19 protein-coding genes and 6 pseudogenes are annotated in these 26,940 nt (G+C 68.9%); 11 read left to right on the top strand and 14 right to left on the bottom strand.

Annotated features, from left to right (window positions below; all coding sequences use genetic code 11):
• Window positions 1-49: 49 nt before the first annotated feature.
• Entirely contained in the window at window positions 50-460 is a 411-nt protein-coding gene (locus ABFB10_RS01400; protein WP_206565373.1) for a helix-turn-helix domain-containing protein, read from the bottom strand.
• Between the two features lie 68 nt (window positions 461-528).
• Here ABFB10_RS01400 and ABFB10_RS01395 point away from each other — a divergent pair, with 68 nt between their 5' ends.
• The 4 genes from ABFB10_RS01395 (at window position 529) to ABFB10_RS01380 (ending at window position 5,407) form a co-directional block, all read left to right on the top strand.
• The gene (locus ABFB10_RS01395) at window positions 529-1,944 is read left to right on the top strand and encodes an MFS transporter (protein ID WP_347165021.1); all 1,416 of its coding nucleotides are present in this window, start codon (window positions 529-531) and stop codon (window positions 1,942-1,944) included.
• A gap of 143 nt (window positions 1,945-2,087) precedes the next feature.
• On the top strand, window positions 2,088-4,055 hold the full coding sequence (locus tag ABFB10_RS01390) for a heme lyase CcmF/NrfE family subunit (RefSeq protein WP_347165020.1): 1,968 nt from the start codon (window positions 2,088-2,090) through the stop codon (window positions 4,053-4,055).
• A 37-nt stretch (window positions 4,056-4,092) separates the two neighbouring features.
• Window positions 4,093-4,539 carry a cytochrome c-type biogenesis protein gene (locus ABFB10_RS01385; protein ID WP_347167904.1) on the top strand — a complete coding sequence of 149 codons (447 nt, stop codon included), beginning with the start codon at window positions 4,093-4,095 and terminating at the stop codon, window positions 4,537-4,539.
• 91 nt (window positions 4,540-4,630) lie between these two features.
• The gene (locus tag ABFB10_RS01380) at window positions 4,631-5,407 is read left to right on the top strand and encodes an enoyl-CoA hydratase-related protein (protein WP_347165019.1); all 777 of its coding nucleotides are present in this window, start codon (window positions 4,631-4,633) and stop codon (window positions 5,405-5,407) included.
• Between the two features lie 432 nt (window positions 5,408-5,839).
• Here ABFB10_RS01380 and gltA read toward each other — a convergent pair.
• Both gltA and gltX read right to left on the bottom strand, forming a co-directional pair.
• Window positions 5,840-7,131: pseudogene (gene gltA / locus ABFB10_RS01375) on the bottom strand (citrate synthase).
• A gap of 84 nt (window positions 7,132-7,215) precedes the next feature.
• The gene (gene gltX / locus ABFB10_RS01370; protein ID WP_347165018.1) at window positions 7,216-8,625 is read right to left on the bottom strand and encodes a glutamate--tRNA ligase; all 1,410 of its coding nucleotides are present in this window, start codon (window positions 8,623-8,625) and stop codon (window positions 7,216-7,218) included.
• 78 nt (window positions 8,626-8,703) lie between these two features.
• On the opposite strand from gltX, the pseudogene ABFB10_RS01360 reads away from it, so the two are divergent.
• Window positions 8,704-10,784: pseudogene (locus ABFB10_RS01360) on the top strand (ComEC/Rec2 family competence protein).
• A 258-nt stretch (window positions 10,785-11,042) separates the two neighbouring features.
• Here ABFB10_RS01360 and lexA read toward each other — a convergent pair.
• The 7 genes and pseudogenes from lexA to ABFB10_RS01325 all read right to left on the bottom strand — a co-directional run bounded on the left by lexA (window position 11,043) and on the right by ABFB10_RS01325 (window position 16,654).
• On the bottom strand, window positions 11,043-11,738 hold the full coding sequence (gene lexA, locus ABFB10_RS01355) for a transcriptional repressor LexA (RefSeq protein ID WP_347165016.1): 696 nt from the start codon (window positions 11,736-11,738) through the stop codon (window positions 11,043-11,045).
• 138 nt (window positions 11,739-11,876) lie between these two features.
• Window positions 11,877-13,048 (bottom strand): annotated as a pseudogene (locus ABFB10_RS01350) (molybdopterin molybdotransferase MoeA).
• A 4-nt stretch (window positions 13,049-13,052) separates the two neighbouring features.
• A pseudogene (gene moaC, locus ABFB10_RS01345) lies at window positions 13,053-13,528 on the bottom strand (cyclic pyranopterin monophosphate synthase MoaC).
• Entirely contained in the window at window positions 13,525-14,328 is an 804-nt protein-coding gene (gene trpC, locus ABFB10_RS01340) for an indole-3-glycerol phosphate synthase TrpC (RefSeq protein ID WP_347165015.1), read from the bottom strand. The pseudogene moaC and the gene trpC overlap by 4 nt, the downstream one beginning before the upstream one ends.
• Window positions 14,329-14,331: 3 nt before the next feature.
• Window positions 14,332-14,984: pseudogene (locus tag ABFB10_RS01335) on the bottom strand (uracil-DNA glycosylase).
• A gap of 75 nt (window positions 14,985-15,059) precedes the next feature.
• The gene (trpD, locus tag ABFB10_RS01330; protein WP_347165014.1) at window positions 15,060-16,076 is read right to left on the bottom strand and encodes an anthranilate phosphoribosyltransferase; all 1,017 of its coding nucleotides are present in this window, start codon (window positions 16,074-16,076) and stop codon (window positions 15,060-15,062) included.
• Entirely contained in the window at window positions 16,073-16,654 is a 582-nt protein-coding gene (locus ABFB10_RS01325; RefSeq protein WP_347165013.1) for an anthranilate synthase component II, read from the bottom strand. The genes trpD and ABFB10_RS01325 overlap by 4 nt, the downstream gene beginning before the upstream one ends.
• 450 nt (window positions 16,655-17,104) lie before the next feature.
• Between ABFB10_RS01325 and ABFB10_RS01320 the strand changes: the two genes are divergently transcribed.
• Complete coding sequence (locus ABFB10_RS01320; protein WP_347165012.1) at window positions 17,105-17,266, top strand: hypothetical protein; 162 nt, start codon at window positions 17,105-17,107, stop codon at window positions 17,264-17,266.
• 250 nt (window positions 17,267-17,516) lie between these two features.
• The gene (locus ABFB10_RS01315; protein WP_347165011.1) at window positions 17,517-19,022 is read left to right on the top strand and encodes a divergent polysaccharide deacetylase family protein; all 1,506 of its coding nucleotides are present in this window, start codon (window positions 17,517-17,519) and stop codon (window positions 19,020-19,022) included.
• Between the two features lie 181 nt (window positions 19,023-19,203).
• Here ABFB10_RS01315 and ABFB10_RS01310 read toward each other — a convergent pair whose 3' ends face one another.
• The 3 genes from ABFB10_RS01310 to ABFB10_RS01300 all read right to left on the bottom strand — a co-directional run bounded on the left by ABFB10_RS01310 (window position 19,204) and on the right by ABFB10_RS01300 (window position 21,118).
• Entirely contained in the window at window positions 19,204-19,854 is a 651-nt protein-coding gene (locus tag ABFB10_RS01310) for a DUF1638 domain-containing protein (protein ID WP_430522981.1), read from the bottom strand.
• On the bottom strand, window positions 19,826-19,999 hold the full coding sequence (locus tag ABFB10_RS01305) for a hypothetical protein (protein WP_023848220.1): 174 nt from the start codon (window positions 19,997-19,999) through the stop codon (window positions 19,826-19,828). The genes ABFB10_RS01310 and ABFB10_RS01305 overlap by 29 nt, the downstream gene beginning before the upstream one ends.
• A 414-nt stretch (window positions 20,000-20,413) precedes the next feature.
• Window positions 20,414-21,118: a corrinoid protein gene (locus ABFB10_RS01300; RefSeq protein WP_347165009.1), complete on the bottom strand. Its 705-nt coding sequence runs from the start codon at window positions 21,116-21,118 to the stop codon at window positions 20,414-20,416.
• Between the two features lie 234 nt (window positions 21,119-21,352).
• On the opposite strand from ABFB10_RS01300, the gene ABFB10_RS01295 reads away from it, so the two are divergent.
• The 4 genes and pseudogenes from ABFB10_RS01295 to lon all read left to right on the top strand — a co-directional run bounded on the left by ABFB10_RS01295 (window position 21,353) and on the right by lon (window position 26,619).
• Window positions 21,353-22,378: a PA0069 family radical SAM protein gene (locus ABFB10_RS01295; protein ID WP_347165008.1), complete on the top strand. Its 1,026-nt coding sequence runs from the start codon at window positions 21,353-21,355 to the stop codon at window positions 22,376-22,378.
• A gap of 195 nt (window positions 22,379-22,573) precedes the next feature.
• Window positions 22,574-23,665, top strand: coding sequence for an alkene reductase (locus tag ABFB10_RS01290; protein ID WP_347165007.1), 1,092 nt, complete (start codon window positions 22,574-22,576; stop codon window positions 23,663-23,665).
• A gap of 141 nt (window positions 23,666-23,806) precedes the next feature.
• Window positions 23,807-23,971, top strand: coding sequence for a hypothetical protein (locus tag ABFB10_RS01285; RefSeq protein WP_206565353.1), 165 nt, complete (start codon window positions 23,807-23,809; stop codon window positions 23,969-23,971).
• Window positions 23,972-24,206: 235 nt separating this feature from the next.
• Window positions 24,207-26,619, top strand: a pseudogene (gene lon, locus ABFB10_RS01280) (endopeptidase La).
• On the opposite strand, the gene ABFB10_RS01275 reads toward lon, so the two are convergent.
• On the bottom strand, window positions 26,579-26,902 hold the full coding sequence (locus ABFB10_RS01275; protein WP_347165006.1) for a hypothetical protein: 324 nt from the start codon (window positions 26,900-26,902) through the stop codon (window positions 26,579-26,581). The pseudogene lon and the gene ABFB10_RS01275 sit on opposite strands and share 41 nt — an antisense overlap.
• Window positions 26,903-26,940: the final 38 nt, after the last annotated feature.

The following is a 26,940-nucleotide window of genomic DNA, read 5'->3' as shown; positions in this document are numbered from 1 at the left end:
CATTGGGCATGGGGTCGTTCCTGTTCTGAAGGGCATTCTGCCGGGGCGTTTATGCCCGGCCTCGGGTCGCGGTGCGAGAGGCGAAGTGCATCAGGCGCTTGAACTTCGGGCACTCCATGTGGCTTTCGGCGGGGCACTCGGCCACGTGGCGCAGGGCGTCGCGCAGCCGCGTCAGGTCGCGGATCTGCTCGTCCAGCGCATCGGCGCGCAGGCGCAACTCTGCCCGGGGCAATTGCGGCGTTCCGTCGGTGGCGAACATGCCCTTGATGTCCCCCAGCGAAAACCCGGCCATCTTGCCCAGCGAAATCAGCGCCAGCTGGGTGAGGGCCTGCGTATCGAACTGCCGCCGCAACCCATGCCGCCCGACCGACCGGATCAGGCCGATTTCCTCGTAGTAGCGCAGCGTCGAGGGGGCGACACCGCTTTGTTGCGACAGGACACCGATATCCAGCAGTTTCACGCTTGACCTCAAGTTGACTTCAAGTGGCAGGGTAGCCGCCACCCTTCGTCAACGCAAGAGACCGCATCATGACCGACACCTCCTCACGGCGCGCGCCGCTGCCCGTCCTGCTGGCGCTGGCCGCCGCCTCGCTGACCGCCTCGCTGGGGATCAGCATCGCCTCTGTCTTGCTGCCGACGCTGACCCGCAGCTTCGGCGTCACCGTGTCAGAGGCGCAATGGGTCGTGCTGGCCTATCTGATGGCGGTGACGGTCACCATCGTATCGGCCGGGCGGCTCGGCGACCTGTTCGGTCTTCGCCGGGTGATGATTCTGGGCCTGATCGCCTTCATCGCCGCCTCGGCCCTGAGCGCGATGGCCCCCAGCCTTGGCCTGCTGATCCTCGGGCGTGTGGTGCAGGGCGTGGGCGGGGCGATCCTGATCGCGCTTCCAATGTCGATCGCCCGCGACATGGTGCCGTCCGGGCAGCTTGGCACGGCCATGGGCCTGCTGGGCACCACCTCTGCGGGCGGCACCGCGCTGGGGCCATCGCTGGGCGGTCTCGTGCTGGCCGTCAGCGACTGGCGGATGGCCTTCTGGCTTCTCGCCGGGTTCGCCGCGGCGGCGCTGGGTCTGGCCTTGCTGGCGATCCGGCCAGACGACACGCGGGGCCGGGTGCCGGTCAGGGCGCTGGACCTGCCCGGAACCGCCGTGCTGATCGTGGTGCTTGTGGCCTATTCCCTTGCCACAAGCGGCGGTGCCACGGGCGTTGCGCTGTCACCCTCGGTGCTTGGGGCGGGCGCGCTGGCGGCGGCGGCGCTGTTCGTGGCCGTCGAGACCCGCGCAAGCGCGCCGCTGGTGCCGATGGCGGTGCTGCTGGACAGGAAGACGGGCGCCGGCTTTGCCATGAACGTGCTGGTCGGCACCGTCATGATGGCGACGCTGGTCGTCGGCCCGTTCTTCCTGACCTTCTCGCTTGGGCTGGGCGAGGCCACGGTCGGTCTGGTTCTGGCGGTCGGGCCGCTTGTCGGGGCGCTTGTGGGGGTGCCCGCGGGGCGGCTGACGGATCGCTACGGCGCGCGGCGGATGATGCTTGTCGGGCTGGCGCAGAGCATGCTGGGCCTGCTTTGCCTTGCGGTGCTGCCGCGCCAGTTCGGTCTTGGCGGCTATGTCGCCGCGCTGATCGTGCTGACCCCCGCCTTCCAGATGTTCCTTGCGGCCAACAATACCGCGGTCATGGCGGGCGCCTCGAAAGAGCAGCGCGGGCGCCTGTCCGGTCTGCTGGGCCTGTCCCGCAACCTTGGCCTGATGACCGGCGCCTCGGCGATGACCACGCTGTTCGTTGCCGTCATGGGGACGGGGGACGCGGCACAGGCCCGGACCGAGGATGTCGCGCGCGCCTTCTCGGCGACCTTTGCCATCGCCGCCGGTCTGGCCATGATCGCCCTTGGTGTCGCACTCTGGAGCGGCCAGAGGCCGCGTCAGGCGGCGCCGGGCGCGGCCTGACGGTCAAAGCGCGGCGGGCCTGCCCGGGGAGGAGGGGCCGGGGCAGGGTCCGGTCGCCGCAGGCCCGCGTGTTGCGACAAAGTGATCGGCGCCGCGACCATTCGGTGATTGGCGCGTTCGTCCGTGCGGCCTATAACCGGGGCATGATCACAGAACTCGGCCATTTCGCGCTTGTCCTCGCCTTTCTCGTCTCCATCGTGCAGATGGTCGTGCCCCTGATCGGCGCGCACAAACGCTGGCCCGGCTGGATGGCCGTGGCAGAACCGGCGGCCACGGCGCAATTCCTGCTGGTCGCGGCCAGTTTCGCGGCGCTGACCTATGCCTTCGTGACCTCGGATTTCTCGCTTCGACTGGTGGTGCTGAACAGCCATTCCGCCAAGCCGATGATCTACAAGATCTCGGGCGTCTGGGGGAATCACGAGGGGTCGATGCTGCTTTGGGTGCTGATCCTCGCACTTTTCGGCGCCATGGCGGCCTGGTTCGGGGGCAACCTGCCGCCGACGCTGCGGGCGCGCGTTCTGGCGGTGCAATCCTCGGTCGCGGCGGCCTTCTACGCCTTCATCCTCTTTACCTCGAACCCCTTCATGCGGCTGGGCGAGCCGCCCTTCGACGGGCAGGACCTGAACCCGCTCTTGCAGGATCCGGGCCTCGCCTTCCATCCGCCCTTCCTCTACCTCGGCTACGTGGGCCTTTCGATCTGCTTCAGCTTTGCGGTCGCCGCGCTGATCGAGGGCCGGGTGGACGCCGCATGGGGCCGCTGGGTCCGGCCCTGGACGCTGGTCTCTTGGGTCTTCCTGACCATCGGCATCGCGCTGGGATCGTGGTGGGCCTACTACGAGCTCGGCTGGGGCGGCTTCTGGTTCTGGGACCCGGTCGAGAACGCGTCCTTCATGCCGTGGCTCTTCGCCGCCGCGCTGCTGCATTCTGCCATCGTGGTCGAGAAACGCGAGGCGCTGAAAAGCTGGACCGTGCTGCTGGCGATCCTCGCCTTCGGCTTCTCGCTGATCGGCACCTTTATCGTGCGCTCGGGTGTGCTGACCTCGGTTCATGCCTTCGCCAACGACCCCGAGCGGGGCATGTTCATCCTGATGATCCTGGTCTTCTTCACCGGCGGCGCGCTGACCCTCTTCGCCGCGCGGGCGCAGACGATGGAAGCCAAGGGTGTCTTCGGCGTCGTCAGCCGCGAAAGCGGGCTGGTGCTGAACAATATCCTGCTGGCGGTCTCGTCGCTGGTGGTCTTCGTCGGCACGATCTGGCCGCTGGTGGCCGAGATGGCCTTCGACCGGAAGCTCTCGGTCGGACCGCCCTTCTTCAACATGGCCTTCACGCCCTTCATGGTGGTGCTGGGCATCGTCCTGCCGGTGGCCGCGATGCTCAGCTGGAAGCGGGCAAAGCCGGGCCGCGTGCTGCGGCAGCTGGCACCGGCCTTCGGACTGGCGGTGGCGCTGGCGGGGCTGGTCTGGGCGATGCAGACCGGGCGCTCGCTGATGGGGCCGGTCGGTGTCTTCCTTGGCACCTGGCTGGTGACGGGCGCGGTGACCGACCTGATCGGGCGCACCGGCCAGACGCGCGACCTGTCGCGGCTGCTGCGCCTGCCGCGTGCCGAATGGGGCAAGGCGGTGGCGCATAGCGGGCTTGGCATCACCATGCTGGGCGTTGCCGGGCTGATGGCCTGGCAGCAAGAGGACATCCGCGTCGCCCAGCTGGGCGAATCCTACGACGTGGGCGGCTTCACGCTGCGGCTGGATGACGTGCAGCGGGTGCAGGGGCCGAACTACAATTCGACCATGGCCACCGTCACGCTGATGCAGGCGGGCCGCGAGATCGCGACACTGCACCCGGAAAAGCGCAACTACCCGGTGGCGCAGATGCCCACGACCGAGGCGGCCATCGACTACCGCTTCCTGCGTGATGTCTACGTGGTGATCGGCGATCCGCAGCAGGACGGCGGCTGGGTCATGCGGACCTATATCAAGCCGCTGGCCAACTGGATCTGGGGCGGCTCCATCCTGATGGCGCTCGGCGGGTTTCTCAGCCTCTCGGACCGCCGCTACCGTGTTGCCGCAGGCGCCCGCAAGAGCGCCCCGGTGCAGGGGGTGCCCGCGGAATGACCCGGCTGCTGCGCCCCGGCGGGGCACCCCGTCCGCCATCCTTGCCGCGGTTTTTGCGCTGGTCGCCACGGTTGCGCTGGCGGTTCAGCCCGACGAGGTGCTGGACGATCCGGCGCTGGAAGCGCGCGCCCGCGACATCAGCGCGGGCCTGCGCTGCCTCGTCTGCCAGAACGAAAGCATCGACGAAAGCAACGCCTCTCTGGCCCGCGACTTGCGCCTGCTGGTGCGCGAGCGGCTGGTGGCCGGTGACAGCAACGAAGAGGCGGTCGATTTCATCGTGGCCCGCTACGGCGAGTTCGTGCTTCTGCGGCCCACAACCGGCGGCTGGAACTGGCTGCTCTGGGCTGCCGGTCCCTTGCTCTTCCTCGCCGCGCTGTTGGTGGCGGTGCTTTACCTGCGCCGCCGGGCCAGCGCGCAGCCCCTTGCCGAAGAGGGGCTGAACGAGGCGGAACGCAAACGGCTCGAAGAGCTTCTGAAGGGCTGACAGGGGCCAGCGGCCCGTGACGCCGCGTTTCGCTTTGCCATTCCCCCGTGCGCGGTGTTTCATGCCCGCGAGACAACGGGAGGCCGCTTGAATGCAGTACGAGATGATCACCTACGCGGTGGAAAACGACGTCGCCACGGTGACCCTGAACCGCCCCGAGGTGATGAACGCGCTCAACACTCAGATGCGGGCCGAGATCACCGATGCGGTCACCACCGGCGGGCGCGAGGCGCGGGTCGTGGTGCTGACCGGGGCGGGGCGGGCCTTTTGCTCGGGGCAGGATCTGGGCGACCGGGCGAACGTCGCGAACCTCGATCTGGAGCGCACGCTGCGCGACGAATACGTGCCGATGCTGCGGGCCATCTTCGACTGCCCGGTGCCGACGATCAGTGCCGTGAACGGCGCCGCCGCCGGGGCAGGGGCCAACCTTGCGCTGTCGGCGGATGTGGTCATCGCCACCGAAAGCGCCTTCTTCCTTCAGGCCTTCACCCGCATCGGCCTGATCCCGGACGCGGGCGGCACATGGTTCCTGCCGCGCCAGATGGGGCTGGCCAAGGCCATGGGCGCCGCGCTGTTTGCCGAGAAGATCACCGCCAAGCAGGCGGACGACTGGGGCCTGATCTGGGAAGCGGTCGCGGACGAGGCCTTTGCCGGGCACATCGCGGCGCGGGCGGCGCATCTGGCCAAGGGGCCGACCGCCGCCTATGCCCGGGTGAAACAGGCGATGCGCGCCTCCTTCGACAACGATCTGCAGGCGCAGCTGGCCGTCGAGTCGAAGCTTCAGGGCGAATGCGGCAAGACCCGCGACTTCAAGGAAGGCGTCGTCGCCTTCATGGAGAAGCGCCCGGCGGTCTACGAAGGCCGCTGACCGGCGACGCGCCGGTTCAGGCCTGACCGGGCGCCCGCCAGACCATGGCGCCGGTCGCTGGCGCGGCAGTCCGGCGGACAAAAGGGGGCGGCCTGCACGGACCTGCCTGCACGGGCCCGCCTGCGCTGACCGGCGGCGCCGGTCGCGGTAGGCCCCGCCCGGGGCAGCGGGGCGCATGGATGCTTCGGAAAACGCCAGGCCTGACCCGAAACCGCCAGTCAGCCTGAACAGGCGCGGTCCGATCCGCCAGATCCGCCGATGCCATCGGTTCAAGGCGCCAGCGGCTTGATGAAGACGCGGCGCATGCGACGCGGGCGTGCCCAGCGGGTGCGGTCTACCCCGGTCCCGCGTGGCGGTTGCCGTGCGGCTCGAAAAGAAAAGAGGCCGGTCGCTTCCGGCGACCGGCCCCCCATGATCTGCATAACGCGGGTGTCAGCGGTTCTCGATATCCACGTAGTCCCGCTCGGTCTCGCCAAGGTACAGCTGGCGCGGACGACCGATCTTGTTCTGCGGATCGTTCAGCATCTCTTTCCACTGGCTGATCCAGCCGACGGTGCGCGACAGCGCGAAGATCGGCGTGAACATCGAGGTCGGGAAGCCCATCGCCTCGAGGATGATGCCGGAATAGAAGTCGACGTTCGGGAACAGCTTCTTCTCGGCGAAGTAGGGATCGGCAACGGCCTGCTTTTCCAGCTCTTTCGCGGTGGCGAGGATCGGGTTGTTCTCGACACCCAGAAGGTCCAGCACCTCGTCGGCGGACTGCTTCATCACCTTCGCGCGCGGGTCGAAGTTCTTGTAGACCCGGTGGCCGAAGCCCATCAGGCGGAAGGGGTCGCTCTTGTCCTTGGCGCGGGCGATGTACTCGGGGATGTTCTCGGGATCGCCGATTTCCTTCAGCATCTCCAGGCAGGCCTCGGTTGGCGCCGCCATGGGCGGGACCCCAGAGGCAGGCGATGCCGGCGGCGATGCAGGCGAAGGGGTTGGCACCCGAGGACGAGGCCAGGCGCACGGTCGAGGTCGAGGCGTTCTGCTCGTGGTCGGCGTGCAGGGTGAAGATCCGGTCCATCGCACGGGCAAGGATCGGGTCGACGGTGTATTCCTCGGCTCGGCACGCTGAAGCACATGTGCAGGAAGTTCGCCGCGTAATCCAGATCGTTGCGCGGATAGACGAAGGGCTGACCGATGGAATACTTGTAGGCCATGGCCGCGATCGTCGGCATCTTGGCGATCAGGCGGTGCGAGGCGATCTCGCGCTGCAGCGGGTCGGCGATATCGGTCGAGTCGTGGTAGAAGGCCGCCATCGCGCCGACCACACCCACCATGACCGCCATCGGATGCGCATCCCGGCGGAAGCCCCGGAAGAAGTTGTGCATCTGCTCGTGGATCATCGTGTGACGGGTGATCGTGCTTTCGAACTTCTCCAGCTCTTCGGCCTTGGGCAGGTAGCCGTAAAGCAGCAGGAAGCAGACCTCGAGGTAATGCGACTTCGAGGCCAGCTGGTCGATCGGATAGCCGCGGTGCAGCAGCTCGCCCTTCTCACCGTCGATGAAGGTGATGGTCGAGTCGCAGGACGCGGTCGAGGTGAAGCCGGGGTCGTAGGTGAAGACATTGGCCTGACCGTAGAGCTTGCGGATGTCGATGACGTCCGGACCGGCGGTCGGCGAGTGGATCGGCAGGTCGTAGCTTTGATTTCCGATGGTGAGTGTCGCGTTCTTTTCAGCCATGCTTTGTCATCCCTCTAGGTATACGAAAAAGCGGGGCCGGGACGGCCCTGCCGATTGAATTCACACGGCCGTCGCGCACGGGTATCAGCCCATCTCTGCGGTTGCGGCCCGGTCCAGGCGCCGGATCGTCTCCTCGCGGCCAAGCACCAGCATCATGTCGAAAACCGAGGGCGTGGCACTGCGGCCCGCCAGCGCCGCCCGCATCGGACCTGCAAGCTTGCCGAATTTGGTGCCCTGATCCTCGGCAAAGCGGTTCAGAACCGCCTCCAGGTCGTCACGCGCCCAGCTAGCATTTTGCAGGTGCGGCGTCAACGCAGACAGTATACCACGGGATACCGCATCCAGCGCCTTCGCCGCCTTCTCGTCGGGAACGACGGGGGATTCTGTCAGGACGAATTGAGCCTTATCAAGGAGTTCCGGGAAGGTCTTGGCCCTTTCCTTCAGGCAGAACATTGCGCGCAGCATTCCCTGTCTTTGCGTCTCCGTCAAAGGATTTTGTGCCGTTGCGGCAAGGAATTCCTCCAGCTCTCGCAAGAGGCCGGCATCCTCCGCCACCGCGATATGCTGGCCGCAGAGATTTTCCAGTTTCTTCAGGTCGAAGCGGGCGGGGGACTTGCCGATTCCGTCCAGACCGAACCAGTCTTTTGCCTGCGCGTCGGTAAAGAACTCGTCGTCGCCGTGGCTCCATCCCAGCCGCGCGAGGTAGTTGCGCATGCCCGCCGCCGGGTAGCCCATCTTCTGGTATTCGTCCGCACCAAGCGCGCCATGGCGCTTCGACAGCTTCTTGCCGTCGGCGCCGTGGATCAGCGGGATATGCGCGTAGACCGGCAGCGGCCAGCCCATCGCGGCATAGATGCCCATCTGGCGCGCGGCGTTGTTCAGGTGGTCGTCGCCCCGGATCACATGGGTCACGCCCATGTCGTGGTCGTCCACCACCACCGCCAGCATGTAGACCGGCGTGCCGTCCGAGCGCAGCAGCACCATGTCGTCCAGCTGGTCGTTGCGGATGGTGACACTGCCCTGCACCTCGTCCTCGATGACGGTCGCACCCTCCTGCGCGGTCTTCAGGCGCACCACGAAGGGCGCGTCCGGGTGCGTCGCGGGGTCGGCGTCGCGCCGGGGGCTCTGGAACAGGGTGGATTTGCCCTCGGCCCGGGCCGCCTCGCGGAAGGCCTCGATCTCTTCCTGCGTCGAGAAGCACTTGTAGGCCGCGCCCTTGGCGAGCAGGTCATGCGCCACCTCGGCGTGGCGATCGGCGCGGTCGAACTGGCTGATCACCTCGCCGTCATGGTCGAGGCCCAGCCAGTCGAGGCCGCGCAGGATGGCCTCTGTTGCCTCGGGGGTGGACCGGGCGCGGTCGGTGTCCTCGATCCGCAGCAGGAACTTGCCGCCGCGGCCCCGGGCGTAAAGCCAGTTGAACAGCGCCGTGCGGGCGCCGCCGATGTGCAGGTAGCCGGTGGGGGACGGGGCGAAGCGGGTGACGACCTCGGACATGAGCGTGGTTAACCTTTTCCTAACGGGGCGATGGGTAGAGTTGATGCTCTGTAACCAGCCAGATTTTCCGGGGCAAGCATGGGTGGCGCCCTCACGATGATCCGTCAGGCCCTGCCGGGGCAGCGCGGGCACCTGTTTCCATGGGCGCCGGTGGCGATGGCCTGCGGAATCGCGCTGTATTTCGGCCTGCGCGCCGAGCCTCCGGTCTGGCTGCTCTGGTCCGCTGCGGCGGTCTCGCTGGCGGGGCTGGGACAGCGTCGCGCGGGGCCGTGCCTTGGCCCGCTTCTGGCGGGTGTCGCGCTGGTGTCGCTGGGATTCGCACTGGCGGGGGGCCGCGCGCATCAGGTGGCGGGGCCGGTGCTGGACTTCCGCTATTACGGCGCGGTCGAGGGGCGGATCGTGGCGATCGACCGCTCTGCCTCGGACGCGGTGCGCCTGACGCTGGACCGCGTGGTGCTGGAGCGTATGGCCCCCGCCGAGACGCCCGCCCGCGTCCGCGTGTCGATGCATGGCAGGCAGGACTGGCTGACGCCGGAACCGGGTGCCACGGTGATCCTGACCGGCCATCTTTCACCCCCGGCGGCGCGGTCGAGCCGGGTGGTTTCGACTTCCGGCGGCATTCGTGGTTCCTCGGGCTGGGGGCGGTGGGATACACGCGCAACCCGGTCCTGCTGCTGGAGCCGCCGGGCGCGGGTCTGCCGGTTGCCAAGATCCGCATGTGGCTGTCGGCCCGGGTGCAGGCGGCGCTGCCGGGTGAAACCGGCGCCTTCGCCGCCGCCATCATGACCGGCGACCGCGCGGGCATGGGGCAGGACACGCTTCAGGCGCTGCGCGACTCGAACCTTGCGCATCTGCTGGCGATCTCGGGCCTGCACATGGGGCTGCTGGCGGGCTTCGTCTTTGCCGCCCTGCGGCTGGGCCTGCTTGTACACCCGGTCAGCCGCCACCGCTGGCCGGTAAAGAAGCTGGCGGCGGCGGGCGCCTTGCTGGCGGCGGCGGGCTATCTTGCGCTCTCGGGCGGCAATGTCGCGACCGAACGCGCCTTCCTCATGGCCGCCGCCGCGCTTTGCGCGACAATGCTGGACCGGCGCGCCATCAGCCTGCGCAGCGTCGCCATCGCCGCGCTGGTGGTGCTGGCGCTGCGGCCCGAGGCGCTGCTGGGTCCCGGCTTTCAGATGTCCTTTGCGGCGACCACGGCGCTGGTCGCGGTCTTCGAGCGCTTCAGCCAGATACAGCGCCGCCGCCGCATGCCGAAATGGCTGGCGCCGGTGGTCTCGGTCGTCGTGTCGTCTGCGGTGGCGGGTGCCGCGACCGGGCCGGTCGGCATGGCGCATTTCAACCAGATGGCGCAATACGGGCTGCTGGCCAACCTGATCTCGGTCCCGGTCATGGGGGTGCTGGTGGTGCCGATGGCGGTGGTCGCGGCGCTGCTCATGCCCTTCGGCCTCGACGGGCTGGCGCTGGCCGCCATGGCGCTGGGGCTGGACTGGATCCTCGGCGTCGCCCGGATGGTCGCCGGGTGGCAGGGCGCGACCCGCCCGGTGGTGGCGCCGATGCCACGGGCCCTGCCGCTGATCGCCCTTGGCGGGTTGGTGCTGTGCCTCTGGCGGGGCCGGGCGCGGATCGCCGGACTGGCGCCGATGGCCGCCGGAGCCCTGCTTTGGGTGCAAAGCGAGCGGCCCGCCGTGCTGATCGCCGACAGCGGGACGCTGGTGGGCGTGATGACCGACGCCGGACGGGGGCTGTCGCGCGACCGGGGTTCGGGCTTCATCGCCGGGACATGGCTGGAAAACGACGGTCGCGGCGGCACGCAGGACAGCGCGGCGGCGCTGTGGCCCGGTGCGCGCGCCGACCGGTTGGCCGTGGCGCAGGTGGCGGATCTGACGATCCTGCACGTTCAGGGCAAACGCGCCGCCGCCCAGCTTGATGGCTGCGGCGCGGCGCAGGTGGTGGTGTCTTCCACGGACCTCGCGCTGCGCGGCGGCTGCCGGGTCTTCGACCCGGCCCGCCTGCGCGACAGCGGCTCTGTGGCGATCTGGCCGGGGGCAGAGGGGCCACGCATTGTCACCGATGCAGAGCGGTCGGGCCAGAGGCTGTGGAGCCCGGCGCGCCGCAACAGGACACCCCGGACGGTTGCCCGCGCCGACACTGGCCCGTGACCGGGGCCTTTGCCTTGGATCACCCCGGATGCAGAGCGGTCGGGCCAGAGGCCATGAAACCGGGAACGCCGCAACAGGACACCCCGGACGGTTGCCAGCGCCGACACCGGCCCGTGACCGGCGCCTTGGACGTGGATCACCCCGGATGCAGAGCCGTCGGGTCAGGGGCTATGAAACCGGGAACGCCGCCCGAAAACACAAGGGACGCCCGCCTGCGCCGTTACCGGGCAGGGGCGGGCGCATTCGGTCGCGGAGCGCTCAGTAGGTGCGGATCAGGCCGACGAGGCGGCCCTGCACGCTGACCGCGCCCCGGGGCAGGACGCGCGGCTCGTAGGCCGGGTTGGCGGCTTCGAGCACGATCATCTCGCCCTTGCGGCGGAAACGCTTCAGCGTCGCCTCGTAGCCTTCGATCTGCGCGACCACGATGTCGCCCTCCGAGGCCTCGGAGGTTTCGCGGATCACCACCACGTCGCCGTCGTTGATCCCGGCGTCGATCATGGAATCGCCCCGGACCTCCAGCGCGTAGTGACGGCCCTGACTGCGCACCATCTGCCCGGGAACGGCGATGCCGGGAGCCGGGTCGTTGATCGCCTCGATCGGCTGGCCGGCGGCGATGCGGTAGGCGATGGGCAGTTCGCTGACGTCGAGGCTGGCCAGTTCCATGGCCCGCGCAGGCTTGCTGTCGGGCCGGTCGCCGTCGATCACGCGCGGGTTGAAGCCCGCCGGCTGGCCGCCAAGGCTTTCCGGCAGCTTGACGATCTCGATGGCCCGGGCGCGATGCGCGAGGCGGCGGATGAAGCCGCGCTCTTCCAGCGCGGTGATCAGCCGGTGGATGCCGGATTTGGAGCGCAGGTTCAGCGCATCCTTCATCTCGTCGAAACTGGGCGGAACCCCGTCGCGCTGCATGCGCTTGTTGATGAAGCCGAGAAGGTCCAGCTGTTTCTTGGTCAGCATCCGTTTACCCCATGTCTGTTACTTTTTGTTCTATGGGTGTTCCTGTTTTGTGTCAACAGGGGCGGTCGCCGCATTGCGGGCGGGCAAATGTCTTCGAAGACATTTGAAAAACGCATGGATGCGTTTTCGCGCCGGGCCTCAGCCGAAGGGCAGGTATTCCACCATCTCGCCTGCGGCGCGGGCGGGATCGCGAACCGGGCGGACCAGCAGCGCGTCGGACTGGCCGAGGATGCTCAGCAGGCTGGAATCCTGCCGCCCCTGCGCGGTGATCCCGTCAGGCCCCGAGGGTCGCGCGCATGTAGTGTTCGCGCGGGCCATTGGCCTCCAGCGGTTCGGCCGAGGGCGCGCTGCGCCGGGGCGCGGGCGCGGCACCAAGGCCCAGCAGGGCGCGGATCACCGGGGCCACGAAGACATGGCCGCAGACCATGGCCGAGACCGGGTTGCCGGGCAGGCCGATCATCGTGGCCTTGCCGAAACGGTAGGACATCAGCGGCTTGCCGGGGCGCATGGCCACCTTGTGGAAGGCCTGTTCTATGCCCAGTTCCGCCAGCACCGGTGCCACCAGATCGTGGTCGCCCACCGAGGCACCGCCAATGGTGATCACCAGGTCGGCGTCGTCGACCAGCCCGAAGACCGAGCGCAGGGCCTCGCGGTTGTCGCGCGCGATGGGCAGCATCCGGGGCAGGGCGCCGAGGTCCTGCAGCAGGGCGGCAAGGCCGAAAGTGTTCGAGACGATGATCTGGTCGGGGCCGGGGTCTTCGCCGGGCATCACCAGCTCGTCCCCGGTCGAGATCAGCGCGACGCGCGGCTGCCGGGTCACCGCGACCTCGGCGATGTTCATCGAGGCCAGCAGCGCGATGTCGGAGGGCGACAGGCGGCGCGGCGCCGGGATCGCGGCACCGGCCCGGAAGTCGGACCCGGCGGGCCGGATATGGGTCGGCGCGTCGAGGTTGGCCTGCAGCGTGATGCGGTCGCCGTCGCGGGTCGTATCCTCACTGGATCACCACGCGGGTCGCGCCCTCGGGCACCGGGGCGCCGGTGAAGATGCGGACCGCCTGACCCGGGCCGACCGACCCGGCAAAGCCATGGCCCGCGGCGCTTTCGCCGATCACCGTCAGGCTGTCTCCGGCGGCGGCGTCAGCGACCGCGTAGCCGTCCATGGCCGAGGCCGGAAAGGGCGGCTGGTCGCGCCGCGCGGTCGCCTCACGCGCCAGCACCCGGCCCGCGGCCTGCGCCAGCGGCACGGTTTCCGGCGCCAGCGGCGTGGCAAGGGCAAAGAGGCGGTCGAGGGCTTCGGTGACGGTGATCATGGGCTCAGGCCTCGTAGCGGCCCGACTTGCCGCCGTCCTTCAGGGTGACGCGGATGCCGCCGATCTCCATCGCCTTGTCCACCGCCTTGACCATGTCGTAGACGGTCAGCGCGGCGGTGGATACGGCGGTCAGCGCCTCCATCTCGACGCCCGTCTGGCCGGTGGTCTTCACGGTGGCCGCGAGCCGGAGGCCCGGCAGCGCCGGGTCGTAGCCGTCAGGTCGACCGAGACCTTGGTGATCGGCAGCGGATGGCACAGCGGGATCAGCTCGGACGTCTTCTTGGCACCCATGATGCCCGCCAGCCGCGCGATGCCGATGACGTCGCCCTTCTTGGCGCGCCCCTCGGTGATCATCGCGAAGGTCTCGGACGCCATGCGCACCCAGCCCTCGGCGGTGGCGATGCGCGCCGTCACCGCCTTGTCCGAGACGTCGACCATATGGGCGTTGCCCTGATCGTCGAAATGCGACAGCCCGCTCATGCCGGCACCGGGTCGGCGAGCAGGGTCCGCGTGGCCTGTGCCACATCGTCCTGCCGCATCAGGCTTTCGCCGATCAGGAAGGCGCGGGCACCGTGGCCTGCCATGTCGGCGAGGTCGGCGGGCGTGTGCAGCCCGGATTCGCAGACGAGGAAGCGGTCGTCGGGCACGGCCTTCGACAGTTCGCGCGTGGTGTCGAGCGTCAGTTCGAAGGTCTTGAGATTGCGGTTGTTCACCCCGATCAGCGGCGAGCGCAGCGCCAGCGCGCGGTCCAGCTCGGCCCGGTCATGCACCTCGATCAGCGCGTCCATGCCCCAGTCGAAGGCACAGGCTTCCAGCTCGGCGGCCTGCGCGTCGGACACGCTGGCCATGATGATCAGAATGCAGTCGGCGCCAAGACTGCGCGCCTCGGCCACCTGGTAGGGGTCATACATGAAGTCCTTGCGCAGCGCGGGCAGGCCGGTCGCCAGCCGCGCGGCGGTCAGGTAGCCCTTGGCGCCCTGAAAGCTGGGCGTGTCGGTCAGCACCGACAGGCAGGTCGCGCCGCCGGCCTCATAGGCGCTGGCCAGCGCGGCGGGTTCGAAATCGGCGCGGATCAGCCCCTTGGAGGGGGAGGCCTTCTTGACCTCGGCGATCAGGCCATAGCCGGTCTGCGCGGCCTCGCGCAGGGCCAGCGCGAAGGGGCGCACCGGGTCGGCGTGGCGCGCGGCCTCTTCGACGGCGGCCATGGGTCGGGTGGCCTTGTCGGCGGCCACCTCCTCCAGCTTGTAGGCCTTGATCTTGTCGAGGATGGTCGCGGTCATGGTCTAGCCTCTCGTCCAGTCGATCGGGGTCTCGCCTCTGGCAATAAGCCAGTCGTTCACCCGCGAAAAGGGGCGCGAGCCGAAAAGCCCCGCCGGGCGGACAGCGGCGAGGGGTGGGCGGATTGCAGGATCTGCGCGTCCGGGTGGGTCAGGCGCGGCGCGAAGCCCTGCGCATGGCGGCCCCAGAGGATATAGGCGCGCGGGGCGTCGTTCAGCGCCTCCAGCACCTCCTGCGTCAGGGTGGTCCAGCCAAGGCGGGCGTGGCCCCCGGCCTGTCCGGCGGGCACGGTGAGCGCGGTGTTCAGCAGCAGCACACCCTGCCGGGCCCAGAACCGCAGGTCGCCGTCGGGCGGGCAGGCGCCGAGGTCGTCGGTCATTTCCTTGAAGATATTGGTCAGCGACCGGGGCAGCGGGCGGACGTCCGGCTCGACCGAGAAGGCAAGGCCATGGGCATGGCCCGGCGTCGGGTAGGGGTCCTGCCCGAGGATCACGACGCGGGTCGCATCGGGTGGGCAGGCCTCCAGCGCGGCAAAGACCTGATGGGCGGGCGGCAGGACGTCAGGGGCGTCCTTCAGCCGCTCCGCGATGGCCGGATAGGCGCCTGCGAAGAACGGCAGATGCGCCCAGGCGGCGGGCGGTGGCGGCAGCGTGGTCATGTCAGGCTCTCCGGCGGGCGCTGGGAAATTCCATGGATGGAATTCGAAAAAGTCTTCGAAGACTTTTGCGCCCCATCAGGCGGAGGTGGCCTTGGCCAGAGCCTCGACGCGCGCCAGCGCGGCGCCGCTGTCGATGCTCTCGCGGGCCTTGGCCGTGCCCTCGCGCAGATCGGCGGCACGGCCCGCGATCACCAGCGCGGCGGCGGCGTTCAAAAGCACCGCGTCGCGGTAGGCCCCGGCCTCGCCGCCCAGCAGGGCGCGGAAGGCGCGGCCGTTTTCCTCGGGCGTGCCACCGACGATGGCCTCGAAGGGATGCACCGGCAGGCCCGCGTCCTCGGGGTGTAGCTCGACCTCGCGGATCATGCCGTCCTCTTCCAGCGCCGCGACCCAGGAGATCCCGGTGATCGTCAGCTCATCGGTGCCGTCCGAGCCATGCACCAGCCAGGCCCGTTCCGACCCCAGCCGCGCCAGCGTTTCCGCCATGGGCCGGATCAGATCGCGCGAGAAGGCGCCGGTCAGCTGGCGCTTCACGCCCGCCGGATTGGTCAGCGGCCCGAGGATGTTGAAGATCGTCCGGGTGCCAAGCTCGGCCCGGACCGGGCCGACATGGGCCATGGCGGGATGGTGCATCGGCGCCATCATGAAGCAGATGCCGACCTCGGCCAGCGCCTTCTCGACCACATCCGGGCCGACCATGACCTGAATGCCCATCTGCGCCAGCGCATCCGCCGCGCCGGATTTTGACGAGAGGTTGCGGTTGCCGTGCTTGGCCACCGGCACGCCCGCGCCCGCGGCGACGAAGGCCGTGGCGGTCGAGATGTTCAGCGTGCCCTTGCCGTCGCCGCCGGTGCCGACGATGTCCATGGCGCCGGCGGGCGCCTTCACCGGGTTGCACTTGGACCGCATGACCGCGGCGGCGGCGGCATATTCGTCCACCGTCTCGCCGCGCGTGCGCATGGCCATCAGCAGGCCGCCGATCTGGGCGGGGGTGGCCTGTCCCTCGAAGAGGATGCCGAAGGCCTCTTCGGCCTCGGCGCGGGACAGCGGGCGGTCGGCGGCCTTGCCGATCAGCGGGCGCAGGTCGTCGCTCATGCCGGCACCTTCAGGTCGTCGAGGAAGTTTTGCAGCATGGCGTGGCCGTGTTCCGAGCGGATGCTCTCGGGGTGGAACTGCACGCCGTGGATCGGCAGGTCGCGATGCGCCAGCCCCATGATGGTGCCGTCAGCAAGCTCTGCGGTGACTTCCAGCGCCTCGGGCAGGTCGCTGCGCCGCACCACCAGCGAGTGGTAGCGCGTTGCCTGCAGCGGCGAGGGCAGGCCGCGAAAGACGCTTTTGCCGCCGTGATGGATCTCGCCCATCTTGCCGTGCACGATCTCGTCGTGGCGCACCACCGTGCCGCCGAAGGCCTGACCGACGGTCTGGTGGCCGAGGCAGACGCCCAGAAGCGGCGTGCGCGTCTCTGCCGCCGCCTGCGTCAGCGCAAGGCAGATGCCCGCGCGATCCGGGTCGCAGGGGCCCGGCGACAGCACGATCCCCGCAGGGTTCATCGCCATCGCCTGCTGCACGTCCAGCGCGTCGTTCCGCCAGACCTGCACGTCAGCCCCGAGCTCGCCGAGGTAATGGACGAGGTTATAGGTGAAGCTGTCGTAGTTATCTATCAGCAGAAGCATGGGAATCCGTCTCTCGGGGCTGGCGGGAGGGGTCTTGGTCGCGGTATACATGCGCAGGCAGGCGGCATGGCGTCAAGGCCCCGACACCAGAGGCGGGGCGGGCACGGACCGCCGAAGAGACGAGGCGCGACAAGGGCGGAGACAGGCGGCATGGCCAAGGGTTTTGTGATCGGAGCGATCTGGGGCGGGGTCGTGGCAGTGGGCGGCGCCGCGGGTCTGTCGGTGATGACGGGGCCGGTGGCCGAGACCGGGTTTCCCTCTCGGGCAAGTCTGGACGTAACGAGTGGCCCGGCGGCCAGGGGGCGGAGGTTGGCGCCGCTCCCGGTGCCGGTGCTGACGATGGGGCTGCGGATGGCGCCGCTGCTGGGGAGCCCTTGGCCGGAACGGGGGGGGCATCCGGCGCCGGGCGTCCGGACGCAACGAGTGGTCCGGCGGCCAGGGAGGCGGAGGTTGGCGCCGATCCCGGTGCCGGTGCTGACGAAGGGGCTGCGGATGGCGCCGCTCTCGGGGATGGGGCGGCTGATCCAGACACGGGCGTTGCAGATGCGGATGTCGCCGCCGGGGACCCGGCAGAGGATGGCGCAGAGGATGACGGGGGTGCGGACCCGGTGACCGCCGCCGGGACGGATCTGGCGCCGGAGGCAGGGGCAGCACCCGTCCCGGATCGCCTTGTCCCGGATGGACCCGCAGGGCAGGGCGCGGAGACAGACGGACCCGCTCCGGAGGCCGGTACCGAGGTGCCGGGCAGCCTTGCCGCACCAGAGTCCAGTGCGGCACCCGGTGCTGCCGCCGGGGTCCGGCCCGGAGATCCGCGTCCGGGGGAGGCGGCGGCGCAGCCCCGGCAGAGGCGGCGCCCGATCCGGTGGCGCGTGTTCCGGACCGGGTCGAGACCACCGTTCAGGCCGGAGACCGGGGCGTCGACCTGACCCTTGCCCCGGCAGAGCCCGAGGAGGGGCCGGCGCCCGCACCCGAGCCGTTGACGGAGGTGGCCCGCTCCGGCGCACCGGCGGGCGTCCCGGACCCCGGGGCCGACGATGCGGCGCCGGACGGGGCGGGGACGGCTCCACCCGCCGACCCTGCGGTCGGGGACACCCCAGAGGCGCCTCCCGCCGCCGGGGCGGAGGGGGCGGAGACGCTGGAGCTTGCCGCGCTGACACCGGTCGAGCCGGTTTCGCCGCCGGGCCGGGGCGCCGCGCCGCAGGCCAGCCCGGGTGCCCCGGACCCCGAGGCCGAGCCGCAGGTCTCTGCCGATCCCGGCCTGCCGCCGAAGCCCGTGCAAGAAGGCCCCGGGGCGCGGGCCGACGCGCCGGGGACTGAGGCGGAAAACCCGGAGGCTCTGACCGGTGCGCCAGTGAGTGCGGAGGGTGGTGCCGAGGCCCTGAGAGAGGGGACGGAGCGTGCGAAGGACGCCCCCGAAGCCTTGACCGACGCGCCGGAGAGTGTCGAGGACGGCCCCGACGTCGCCCGAGACGCGCCGGAAACTGCCGAGGAAGACCCCGAGACAGCGGCGGACGCGGAGCAGGGCCGCCTGCAGACCCGCGCCGGGTCGCTGGTGTCGAACCGCGCGCCCGCTGTGCAGCAGAACCGCCTGCCCAGCATCGCCGCCGATGCGCCCGAGGCCCCGGAGGCGCAGCCGGATGCGCCCGAAACCGTGCCCTCCGCACTTGCGGCCCTGCCCGGGGACAGCCCGCTGGTCCGCAACGCCGCCGCCTTCGAGGCCCCCGCCGGGGTGCCGCGCATGGCGGTTGTGCTGATCGACGACGGCTCTGGCCCGCTGGGCCCCGAGGCGCTGGAGAGCTTCCCCTTTCCCGTGACCTTCGCCATCGCGCCGGGCCACCCGGACCCGCAGGGGGCGGCGGCGGGCTATCGCGCGCTCGGCTTCGAGGTCATGGCGGTGGGCGCGGTGCCGGCGGGGGCCTTGCCCTCGGACGTGGAGACCGCCCTTGCCGGTGCCCTGGACGCCGTGCCGCAGGCGGTGGCGGTGCTGGAGGACAGCGCTGGCAGCCTTCAGGCCGACCGCGACGTGGCGGCGCAGACGACGGACTACCTGCTGGCCTCCGGTCACGGGCTGGTCATGGTGCCGAAGGGGCTGAACACCACGCAGAAACTGGCGCTGAAAGAGGGCGTGCCCTCGGCCTCGCTGTTCCGGGATTTCGACGCAGAGGGCCAGTCGGCCAATGTGATCCGGCGCATCTTCGACCAGGCCGCCTTCCGCGCCCGGCAGGAGGGCGCCGTGGTCATGGTGGGCCGCCTGCGCGCCGATACGGTCTCGGCGCTGGTGCTCTGGGGGCTGCAGGATCGCGGCTCGACCATCACGCTGGTGCCGGTCTCGACGGTGCTGGCGGAATCGCTGCGCGCGGTGGAGTGATCGCGGGAGATTTCTTGCCCGCGCGAGACCGGTTCGGGGCAAGGCCCGCTGCGCGGCCCTGCGAGAGGCGCTGCCTCTCGCGCTCTCCGAGGTATTTCGGGACCAAAGAAGGAGGGGGCCTTGGCGGCGCGGGCCTGGTGGGGCGGGCCGGGGTATGGGGGCGGACTGCCGGGCGGTCCGCTCAGAGGGCCCGGGCTTCTATGGCGCGGGCCAGGTCGCCGTAGCCGGTGAAGCGCCGCTCGAAGGCCAGGCCCAGCCGGTCGGCGCTGGCGCGGGCCTTTTCGGTCAGGGCCGGGTCGTCGGTCTGGGCGAGGTAGACGAGCCGCTCGTAGTTGCCGAAATACAGGTCGCGCAGTTCGGGGTGGCGGTCGAGCCCGAGCGGCCCCCAGACGAAGGCATCGAACTGTCGCGCCAGGAAATCGGTGAGGTAGAAGGCCGTGACCTCGTCGCGCGCCTCGAACCGCGCCAGCCCGTCGAAGAATGCATAGCAATGCGGGCCGGCGATCATTTCGACGCCCAGATCGGCGCAGGCGGCCTGCAGCGCGCCGCCGGTGCCGCAATCGGCGTAGACGATGCAGAGGCGGTCGTAGGCCTCGCGATGTCGTGCCACCACCGTGCGGACCGCATCGGTGATCCGCTCGGGGTGGTTGTGCAGGATCGCGGGCAGGCAGGTCAGGTCGAGGTGATCCCAGCCGTTCAGCCGCTTCAGGTCGAGGATTTCGCGCGCCAGCGCGCCGCAGGCGATAAGCAGGACGCGCCCCCGGCCCGAGGGCGCCAGCCCCGCCCGCGTCAGCGCGGCGTCGTCAGGGGTGGGGGTCGTCATAGGGCACATGCGCAAGGCCCCAGCGGGCGAGCAGCGCAAGCGCGAGCAGAACGGGGATCACCGTCAGCAGACCCCACGAGGACAGCGCCCAGACGGTCAGGGCGGCGGCGGCAAGAACCGCGAGGATCAGCAGGGCGAAAAACGTCACAGGCATAACGGTCTCCTCTCTCTGAACAATATGTGGCAAATCCCCGGGAAGAAAAACCCCAATTGCCCCGGCACGCGGTGTTTGGGCGCAGGGTCACGGAAACTTGCCCATGTGCCGCAAATTTAGGCGGTGGACGGTGGCGGAGAGCGGGGGGGCGCCGGGCGCGGGCCCGGCGTGCAGGCTTCCTGCAGGGCGCTGCGCGCCGTGCCCTCGGAGCCGCTTGCCGAGGGCCGCAGGCCGAGGATGCGGGACAAGGCGGCCCTGCCGCCGCCGGACCCCGGGGGGGGGCGCACGGGCGGCGGCGTGCCGCCGGTGGGGCGGGCAGGGGTCGCGCCGTTGTCGTGGCGGGCGGTGCAGGACGATCGCCCCGGGGGCAGCCGGTCTGGCGCGTCCGGCGCCGGTTGCGGCAGACTGGGGCGCTCAGCCCGCCGACATCTGGTTGTGCCTGCGGCTGATGAAGTCCTTCGCCGTTTCCACCGCCACGGCGGCGTCGCGGCAATAGGCATCGGCGCCGATGGCCTTCCCGAATTCTTCGTTCAGCGGCGCGCCGCCGACCAGCACGATATAGTCGTCGCGGATGCCCTGTTCGACCATCGCGTCGATCACTACCTTCATGTAGGGCATCGTCGTGGTCAGCAGCGCCGACATGCCGAGGATATCCGCCTCTTCGGCGCGGATCGCGTCCAGGTATTTCTCGACCGGGTTGTTGATGCCCAGATCGACCACCTCGAAACCCGCGCCCTCCATCATCATCGACACGAGGTTCTTGCCGATGTCGTGGATGTCGCCCTTGACCGTGCCGATGACCATCTTGCCCATGCGCGGGGCGCCGGTTTCGGCCAGAAGCGGCTTGAGGATGGCCATGCCGCCCTTCATCGCATTGGCCGCCAGCAGCACCTCGGGGACAAAGAGGATGCCGTCGCGGAAGTCGCGGTCGACGATGGTCATGCCGCCCACCAGCGCCTCTGTCAGGACGCGGTAGGGATCCCAGCCGCGTTCGAGCAGGATGTTCACGCCCTCTTCGATCTCTTCCTTGAGACCGTCGTAGAGGTCGTCGAACATCTGCTGCACAAGCTCCTCGTCGTCGAGTTCGCTGAGGATGATGTCGTCTTCTTCGTCGGACATGGCGCGCTTTCCCTGAGCCTGGCCCCCTTCAGGGGTCGATCTTCCTGCGATTAATCGTCTTTCCCGCCGCCGGGCAGTTGGCGGATTGCGACACGCGGGAAGGCGGGACCGACCTGTGGCGACGCTCTGCCATGCGGATTGCGAATGTTCGCTTAATGTTCTATTGTGGCGGCATGTCCGCGCCCGCCCGCCCCGTATTGCCCGATCTTCGCCCCGGTCGGGGTGCGGCGCGCCGTGACAGCGAGCCGCTACGAGGTACACAGCCGCCACGACGAACACGATGGCTGGGACATCCCCGAAGAGCAGGCCGCCCTGCGCACCACCGTGACCGAGGAACGGCCCCGGTCGGTCATCAACTACGTGCGGTCTCCGGACATTCCCTTCGACCGCACGCTGAACCCCTATCGCGGCTGCGAACACGGCTGCATCTACTGCTTTGCCCGGCCCTCGCATGCCTGGCTGGGCCTGTCGCCGGGGCTGGATTTCGAGACCCGGCTGGTGGCCCGGCCAGAGGCGCCCGTGGTGCTGGATCGCGAGTTGCGGCGCCGGGGCTATGCCGTCGCGCCGCTGGCCATCGGCACCAACACCGACCCCTACCAGCCGATCGAGAAAGAGCGCGGCATCATGCGCGCCTGCCTGAAGGTGCTGTCGGATTTCGGCCACCCGGTCGGCATCGTCACCAAGGGCACGCTGGTCGAGCGTGACATCGACATCCTTGCGCCCATGGCGGCGCGCGGTCTGGTGCGTGTGGGCCTGTCGGTCACCACGCTGGACGCCACGCTCAGCCGCCGGATGGAGCCGCGTGTGCCGGCGCCCCGCAGGCGGCTGGAGACGATCCGCCGCCTGACCGGGGCGGGCATTCCGGTGCGGATCATGGTCTCTCCGGTGGTGCCGGCGCTCACCGACCCCGAGATCGAGGCGATCCTGAAGGCGGGCGCCGAGGCCGGGGCGGATGCGGCAAGCTGGATCATGCTGCGCCTGCCGCTGGAGGTGGCCCTGCTTTGGCAGGACTGGCTGGCGGAACATTACCCGGACCGCGCCGCGCGGATCATGAACCACCTGCGCGCCATGCATGGCGGAGAGGTCTATTCCGCCAGGTGGTTCCACCGGATGCGGGGCGAGGGGCCCTATGCCGAGATCATTGCCCAGCGGTTCAGGCGCGCCAGCCGGGCGCTGGGGCTGGACCGCAGGCAGCCGGACCTGCGCTGCGACCTGTTCCGCCCGCCGCTGGGAACCGCCGAGCAGCCCGCGCTTTTCTAGGGCACCGTGGCCTTTGCCATGCCCCTGCTTCGCCCGACGCGCCGGTCGTCGCGGCGTGGCTCCTTCGGACGCCTCGCCGGTTCCCGCGCATCTGCGCACAGAGGCTGTGGAGGCCTGCCCGACCGGTCTTCGCTTGGCATGGGCGCGGCGATGCATATCTTTTCCCGCAACGTTCAAAACCGAAAGGAGAGCGCCATGTCGACCCTGTTCGACCCCCTCAAGCTGGGCGCCATCGACCTGAAGAACCGCGTGGTCATGGCCCCGCTGACCCGCAATCGTGCCTTCGACGGCGACGCGCCCTCTGACATGCATGTCGATTACTACCGGCAGCGCGCCGGGGCGGGCCTGATCGTCACCGAGGCCAGCCAGATCACCCCCGAGGGCAAGGGGTATGCCCGGACGCCGGGCATCCACAGCGCCGAACAGATTGCGGGCTGGAAGAAGGTCACCGACGCGGTGCACGAGGCCGGTGGCAGGATCGTCATCCAGCTTTGGCACGTGGGCCGCATCAGCCACACATCTTTGCAAGAGGACGGCAAGGCGCCGGTGGCGCCCTCGGCGATCCGGGCCGAAGGGGTGCAGACCTTCGACGGCGCCCAGATGGTCGCGGTCTCTGAACCCCGCGCGCTGGAGGCGGAAGAGCTGCCGCGCATCGTCGAGGCCTTTGCCCAGGCCACCCGCAACGCCCGCGAGGCAGGCTTTGACGGGGTCGAGGTGCATGGCGCCAACGGCTACCTGCTGGACCAGTTCCTGAAGGATGGAACCAACACCCGCACCGACGCCTATGGCGGCTCCTTCGAGAACCGCGCCCGCCTCCTGGGGCAGGTGCTGGATGCGGTGACCGGGGCATGGGACGCGGCGCATGTGGGGCTGCGGATCTCGCCCTATTCGGGGGCCAATGGCGCCACGGACAGCGACCCCAAGGCTTTGGGGGAGTTCCTCGTCGACTTCGTCTCGGGGCGGGGGCTTGCCTATCTGCACCTGATCGAGGGCCAGACCGGCGGCGCGCGCGATCTGCCCGAAGGCGTCGACCTCGACGCGCTGAAGGGGCGTTTCGACGGGGCATGGATGGTCAACAACGGCTACGACCGGCAGATGGCGCTGGAGGCCGTTTCGGGCGGGCATGCCGACCTCGTGGCTTTCGGGCGGCCCTATATCGCCAACCCCGACCTCGCCGCGCGCCTGAAGGCCGGGGTCGCGTTGAACGAAGGCGATCCGGCGACCTACTACGGCGGTGGCCGCGAGGGCTATACCGATTATCCGACCATGCAGGAAGAACCCGCCTGACGGCCCTCGGGATGCGCGCGGGGCGCTGTCCCGCGCGCGCGACATGGAAGCCGGGGATTTCCGGCGGGCCGGGGCAGGTCAGCGATTGCCCCGGACGCGCGCGGTGTTTATCTTCGGTCGATCACCCCGGGAGAGTCTCCCATGAACTACGGAAAATCCGGCGGCGCCAAGCCCGCCAAGGGCGCCCCGCGCTTCGACGGCAACAAGACCCGCCCCGCGGGCAAGGACGCGCGGGGCGGCAAGGCCGACAAGGCCGACCTGCTGGCGCGCATGAAGGCCGCGCAGGCCAAGGACGACAAGGCCTGAGCCGGGTCCGGGGCGCAGGCGTTCCCGCCGCAGGATGCCGCGAAACCTGCTGTGGATTGTTCCCAATCCGCGCTTGCGCCGCCCCCCGGGGCACGCCAAACTGCCCGGAAGGCCAAGGGACCTCGGTTGAAAAACCGTTAAAAACACCCCACCTTCATTCCTCATGACCGGAGACGGTCCACGGCTGCCGCGACGCGGGGTCCGACCGTCTTGCCAATAACCAGGAAACGCGAGCATGAAACAGCCTCTGAACCCCTCGTACCCGGTGCTGCCGCTGCGCGACATCGTCGTCTTCCCGCATATGATCGTGCCGCTCTTCGTGGGGCGCGACAGATCGGTGCGCGCCCTCGAAGAGGTGATGAACGACGACAAGCAGATCCTGCTTGCCAGCCAGATGGACGCCTCCGAGGACGATCCCGATCCCAAGGGCATCTACAAGGCCGGCGTGCTGGCCAACGTGCTGCAACTGCTCAAACTGCCCGACGGCACCGTCAAGGTGCTGGTCGAGGGGCAGGCGCGCGTGCGCATCACCGAATACCTTGAAAACGAGAATTTCTTCGAGGCCCGGGCCGAGTACCTGACCGAGATGCCCGGCGACACCGCCGCCATCGAGGCGCTGGTGCATACCGTGGCCGAAGAGTTCGAGCGTTACGCCAAGGTCAAGAAGAACATCCCCGAAGAGGCGCTGGCCGCCGTCGGTGGCGCGCAGGAGCCTGCGCAACTGGCCGATCTGGTGGCCGGACACCTTGGCATCGAGGTGCAGCAAAAGCAGGACCTGCTTGAAACGCTGGCGATTTCCGAACGGCTGGAGAAGGTCTATGGCCTGATGCAGGGCGAAATGTCGGTCCTGAATGTCGAGAAGAAGATCAAGACCCGCGTCAAGACGCAGATGGAGAAGACCCAGCGCGAATATTACCTGAATGAGCAGATGAAGGCCATTCAGAAAGAGCTGGGTGATGGCGAGGACGGCGAAGGCGAAGTGGCCGAGCTGGAAGAGAAAATCGCCAACACCAAGCTGTCGAAAGAGGCGCGCGAAAAGGCCGATGCCGAGCTGAAGAAGCTGAAGAACATGTCGCCGATGAGCGCCGAGGCGACGGTGGTGCGCAACTACCTCGACTGGATGCTGTCGATCCCGTGGGGCACCAAGAGCCGCGTCAAGAAGGACCTGAACAAGGCGCAGGAGATCCTCGATGCCGATCACTATTCGCTTGAGAAGGTGAAAGAGCGGATCGTCGAGTATCTGGCCGTGCAGGCGCGGTCGCAGAAGCTGAAGGGCCCGATCCTCTGCCTTGTCGGCCCTCCGGGCGTCGGCAAGACCTCGCTTGGCAAGTCTATGGCCAAGGCCACGGGACGCGAGTTCATCCGCATCTCGCTGGGTGGCGTGCGCGATGAATCCGAGATCCGCGGCCACCGCCGGACCTACATCGGCTCGATGCCCGGCAAGATCATCCAGGCGCTGAAGAAGGCCAAGACCACGAACCCGCTCATCCTGCTCGACGAGATCGACAAGATGGGGCAGGACTTCCGTGGCGACCCGGCCTCGGCCATGCTGGAAGTGCTTGATCCCGAACAGAACTCGACCTTCGTGGACCACTATCTCGAAGTGGAATACGACCTGTCGAACGTGATGTTCGTGACCACTTCGAACAGCTACAACATGCCGGGGCCGCTGCTTGACCGGATGGAGATCATCCCGCTTTCGGGCTACACCGAGGACGAGAAGATCGAGATCGCCAAGCGCCACCTGCTGGACAAGCAGACCAAGGCGCATGGGCTGAAGGCCAAGGAGTTCTCCGTTGGCGGCGACGCGCTGACCGATATCGTGCGGTACTACACCCGCGAGGCCGGCGTGCGGAACCTCGAGCGCGAGATCGCCAAGCTGGCGCGCAAGGCCGTGACCAAGATCGTCAAGAAAGAGACCGATGCGGTCTCGGTGACCTCGGACAATCTCGACGATTTCCTTGGCGTGCGGAAGTATCGCTACGGTCTGGCCGAAGAGGAAAGCCAGGTGGGGGTCGTGACCGGCCTTGCCTATACCTCCGTGGGCGGCGATCTGCTTCAGATCGAGGCGCTGCGCCTGCCGGGCAAGGGCCGGATGAAGACCACCGGCAAGCTGGGCGATGTGATGAAAGAGTCCATCGACGCAGCCTCGTCCTACGTGCGGTCCATCGCGCCCTCGATCGGGGTGAAGCCGCCGCGCTTCGACAAGTGGGACATCCACGTCCATGTGCCGGACGGGGCCACGCCCAAGGACGGGCCCTCTGCGGGTCTGGCCATGGTCACGGCCATCGTATCCGTGCTGACCGGCCTGCCGGTGCGCAAGGATATCGCCATGACCGGTGAGGTGACGCTGCGCGGCAATGCCTCCGCCATCGGCGGGCTGAAGGAAAAGCTGCTGGCGGCGCTGCGCGGGGGAATCACCACGGTCTTCATCCCGGAAGAGAACGAGAAGGATCTGGCCGATATCCCGGACAACGTGAAAGAGGGGCTGAAGATCGTCCCCGTCAAGCACGTGTCCGAGGTGCTGGACATGGCCCTGATCGGCAAGCCGGAACCGGTGGAATGGGACGAGGAGGCCGAAGAGGCCGCCGCGCGCCGCCGCCAAGGCTAAGGCCGAGGAGACCGGCGCGGGCGCAACCGCGCACTGAATGCCATGGCTGCAAATAAAGAAGGCGTCGCAAGGGATTGCGGCGCCTTTTTCATGTTATGCGTGAGGGGCTGGCCCCAAGTTGTTCGGGCGCTTAGTTGGCCGCGGTACGCGCCAAACAGCAGCAGGGTCATGATGCCCAGAACGATGCCGCCGGAATCGGTGCTGGAATTGGCGGCATCCTCGATGATCACCGGGGGATCGATATGCGGGGGATCGTAGTTGCCGGCGAAGGCGGTCGAAGCTGCGAAAAAAAGACCTACGCCCAGTACGATGGATTTCATGCTTAATGCTCCAGCCCGGATGGTTGAACCCGAAGCCT

Origin of the sequence: Ponticoccus litoralis, from assembly GCF_039769985.1 — a bacterium.
Classification (GTDB): domain Bacteria; phylum Pseudomonadota; class Alphaproteobacteria; order Rhodobacterales; family Rhodobacteraceae; genus Ponticoccus; species Ponticoccus litoralis.
This window is presented reverse-complemented; position numbering and strand designations above follow the sequence as displayed.

Bases quoted from the DNA above. Each gene is read 5' to 3' on its own strand.
- ABFB10_RS01395 (WP_347165021.1), top strand. From the start codon at position 529: ATGACCGACACCTCCTCACGGCGCGCGCCGCTGCCCGTCCTGCTGGCG.
- ABFB10_RS01390 (WP_347165020.1), top strand. From the start codon at position 2,088: ATGATCACAGAACTCGGCCATTTCGCGCTTGTCCTCGCCTTTCTCGTC.
- ABFB10_RS01380 (WP_347165019.1), top strand. From the start codon at position 4,631: ATGCAGTACGAGATGATCACCTACGCGGTGGAAAACGACGTCGCCACG.
- gltX (WP_347165018.1), bottom strand. From the start codon at position 8,625: ATGTCCGAGGTCGTCACCCGCTTCGCCCCGTCCCCCACCGGCTACCTG.
- lexA (WP_347165016.1), bottom strand. From the start codon at position 11,738: ATGCTGACCAAGAAACAGCTGGACCTTCTCGGCTTCATCAACAAGCGC.
- trpC (WP_347165015.1), bottom strand. From the start codon at position 14,328: ATGACCGCGACCATCCTCGACAAGATCAAGGCCTACAAGCTGGAGGAG.
- trpD (WP_347165014.1), bottom strand. From the start codon at position 16,076: ATGAGCGACGACCTGCGCCCGCTGATCGGCAAGGCCGCCGACCGCCCG.
- ABFB10_RS01325 (WP_347165013.1), bottom strand. From the start codon at position 16,654: ATGCTTCTGCTGATAGATAACTACGACAGCTTCACCTATAACCTCGTC.
- ABFB10_RS01310 (WP_430522981.1), bottom strand. From the start codon at position 19,854: ATGTGCCCTATGACGACCCCCACCCCTGACGACGCCGCGCTGACGCGG.
- ABFB10_RS01305 (WP_023848220.1), bottom strand. From the start codon at position 19,999: ATGCCTGTGACGTTTTTCGCCCTGCTGATCCTCGCGGTTCTTGCCGCC.
- ABFB10_RS01300 (WP_347165009.1), bottom strand. From the start codon at position 21,118: ATGTCCGACGAAGAAGACGACATCATCCTCAGCGAACTCGACGACGAG.
- ABFB10_RS01290 (WP_347165007.1), top strand. From the start codon at position 22,574: ATGTCGACCCTGTTCGACCCCCTCAAGCTGGGCGCCATCGACCTGAAG.
- ABFB10_RS01285 (WP_206565353.1), top strand. From the start codon at position 23,807: ATGAACTACGGAAAATCCGGCGGCGCCAAGCCCGCCAAGGGCGCCCCG.
- ABFB10_RS01275 (WP_347165006.1), bottom strand. From the start codon at position 26,902: ATGAAATCCATCGTACTGGGCGTAGGTCTTTTTTTCGCAGCTTCGACC.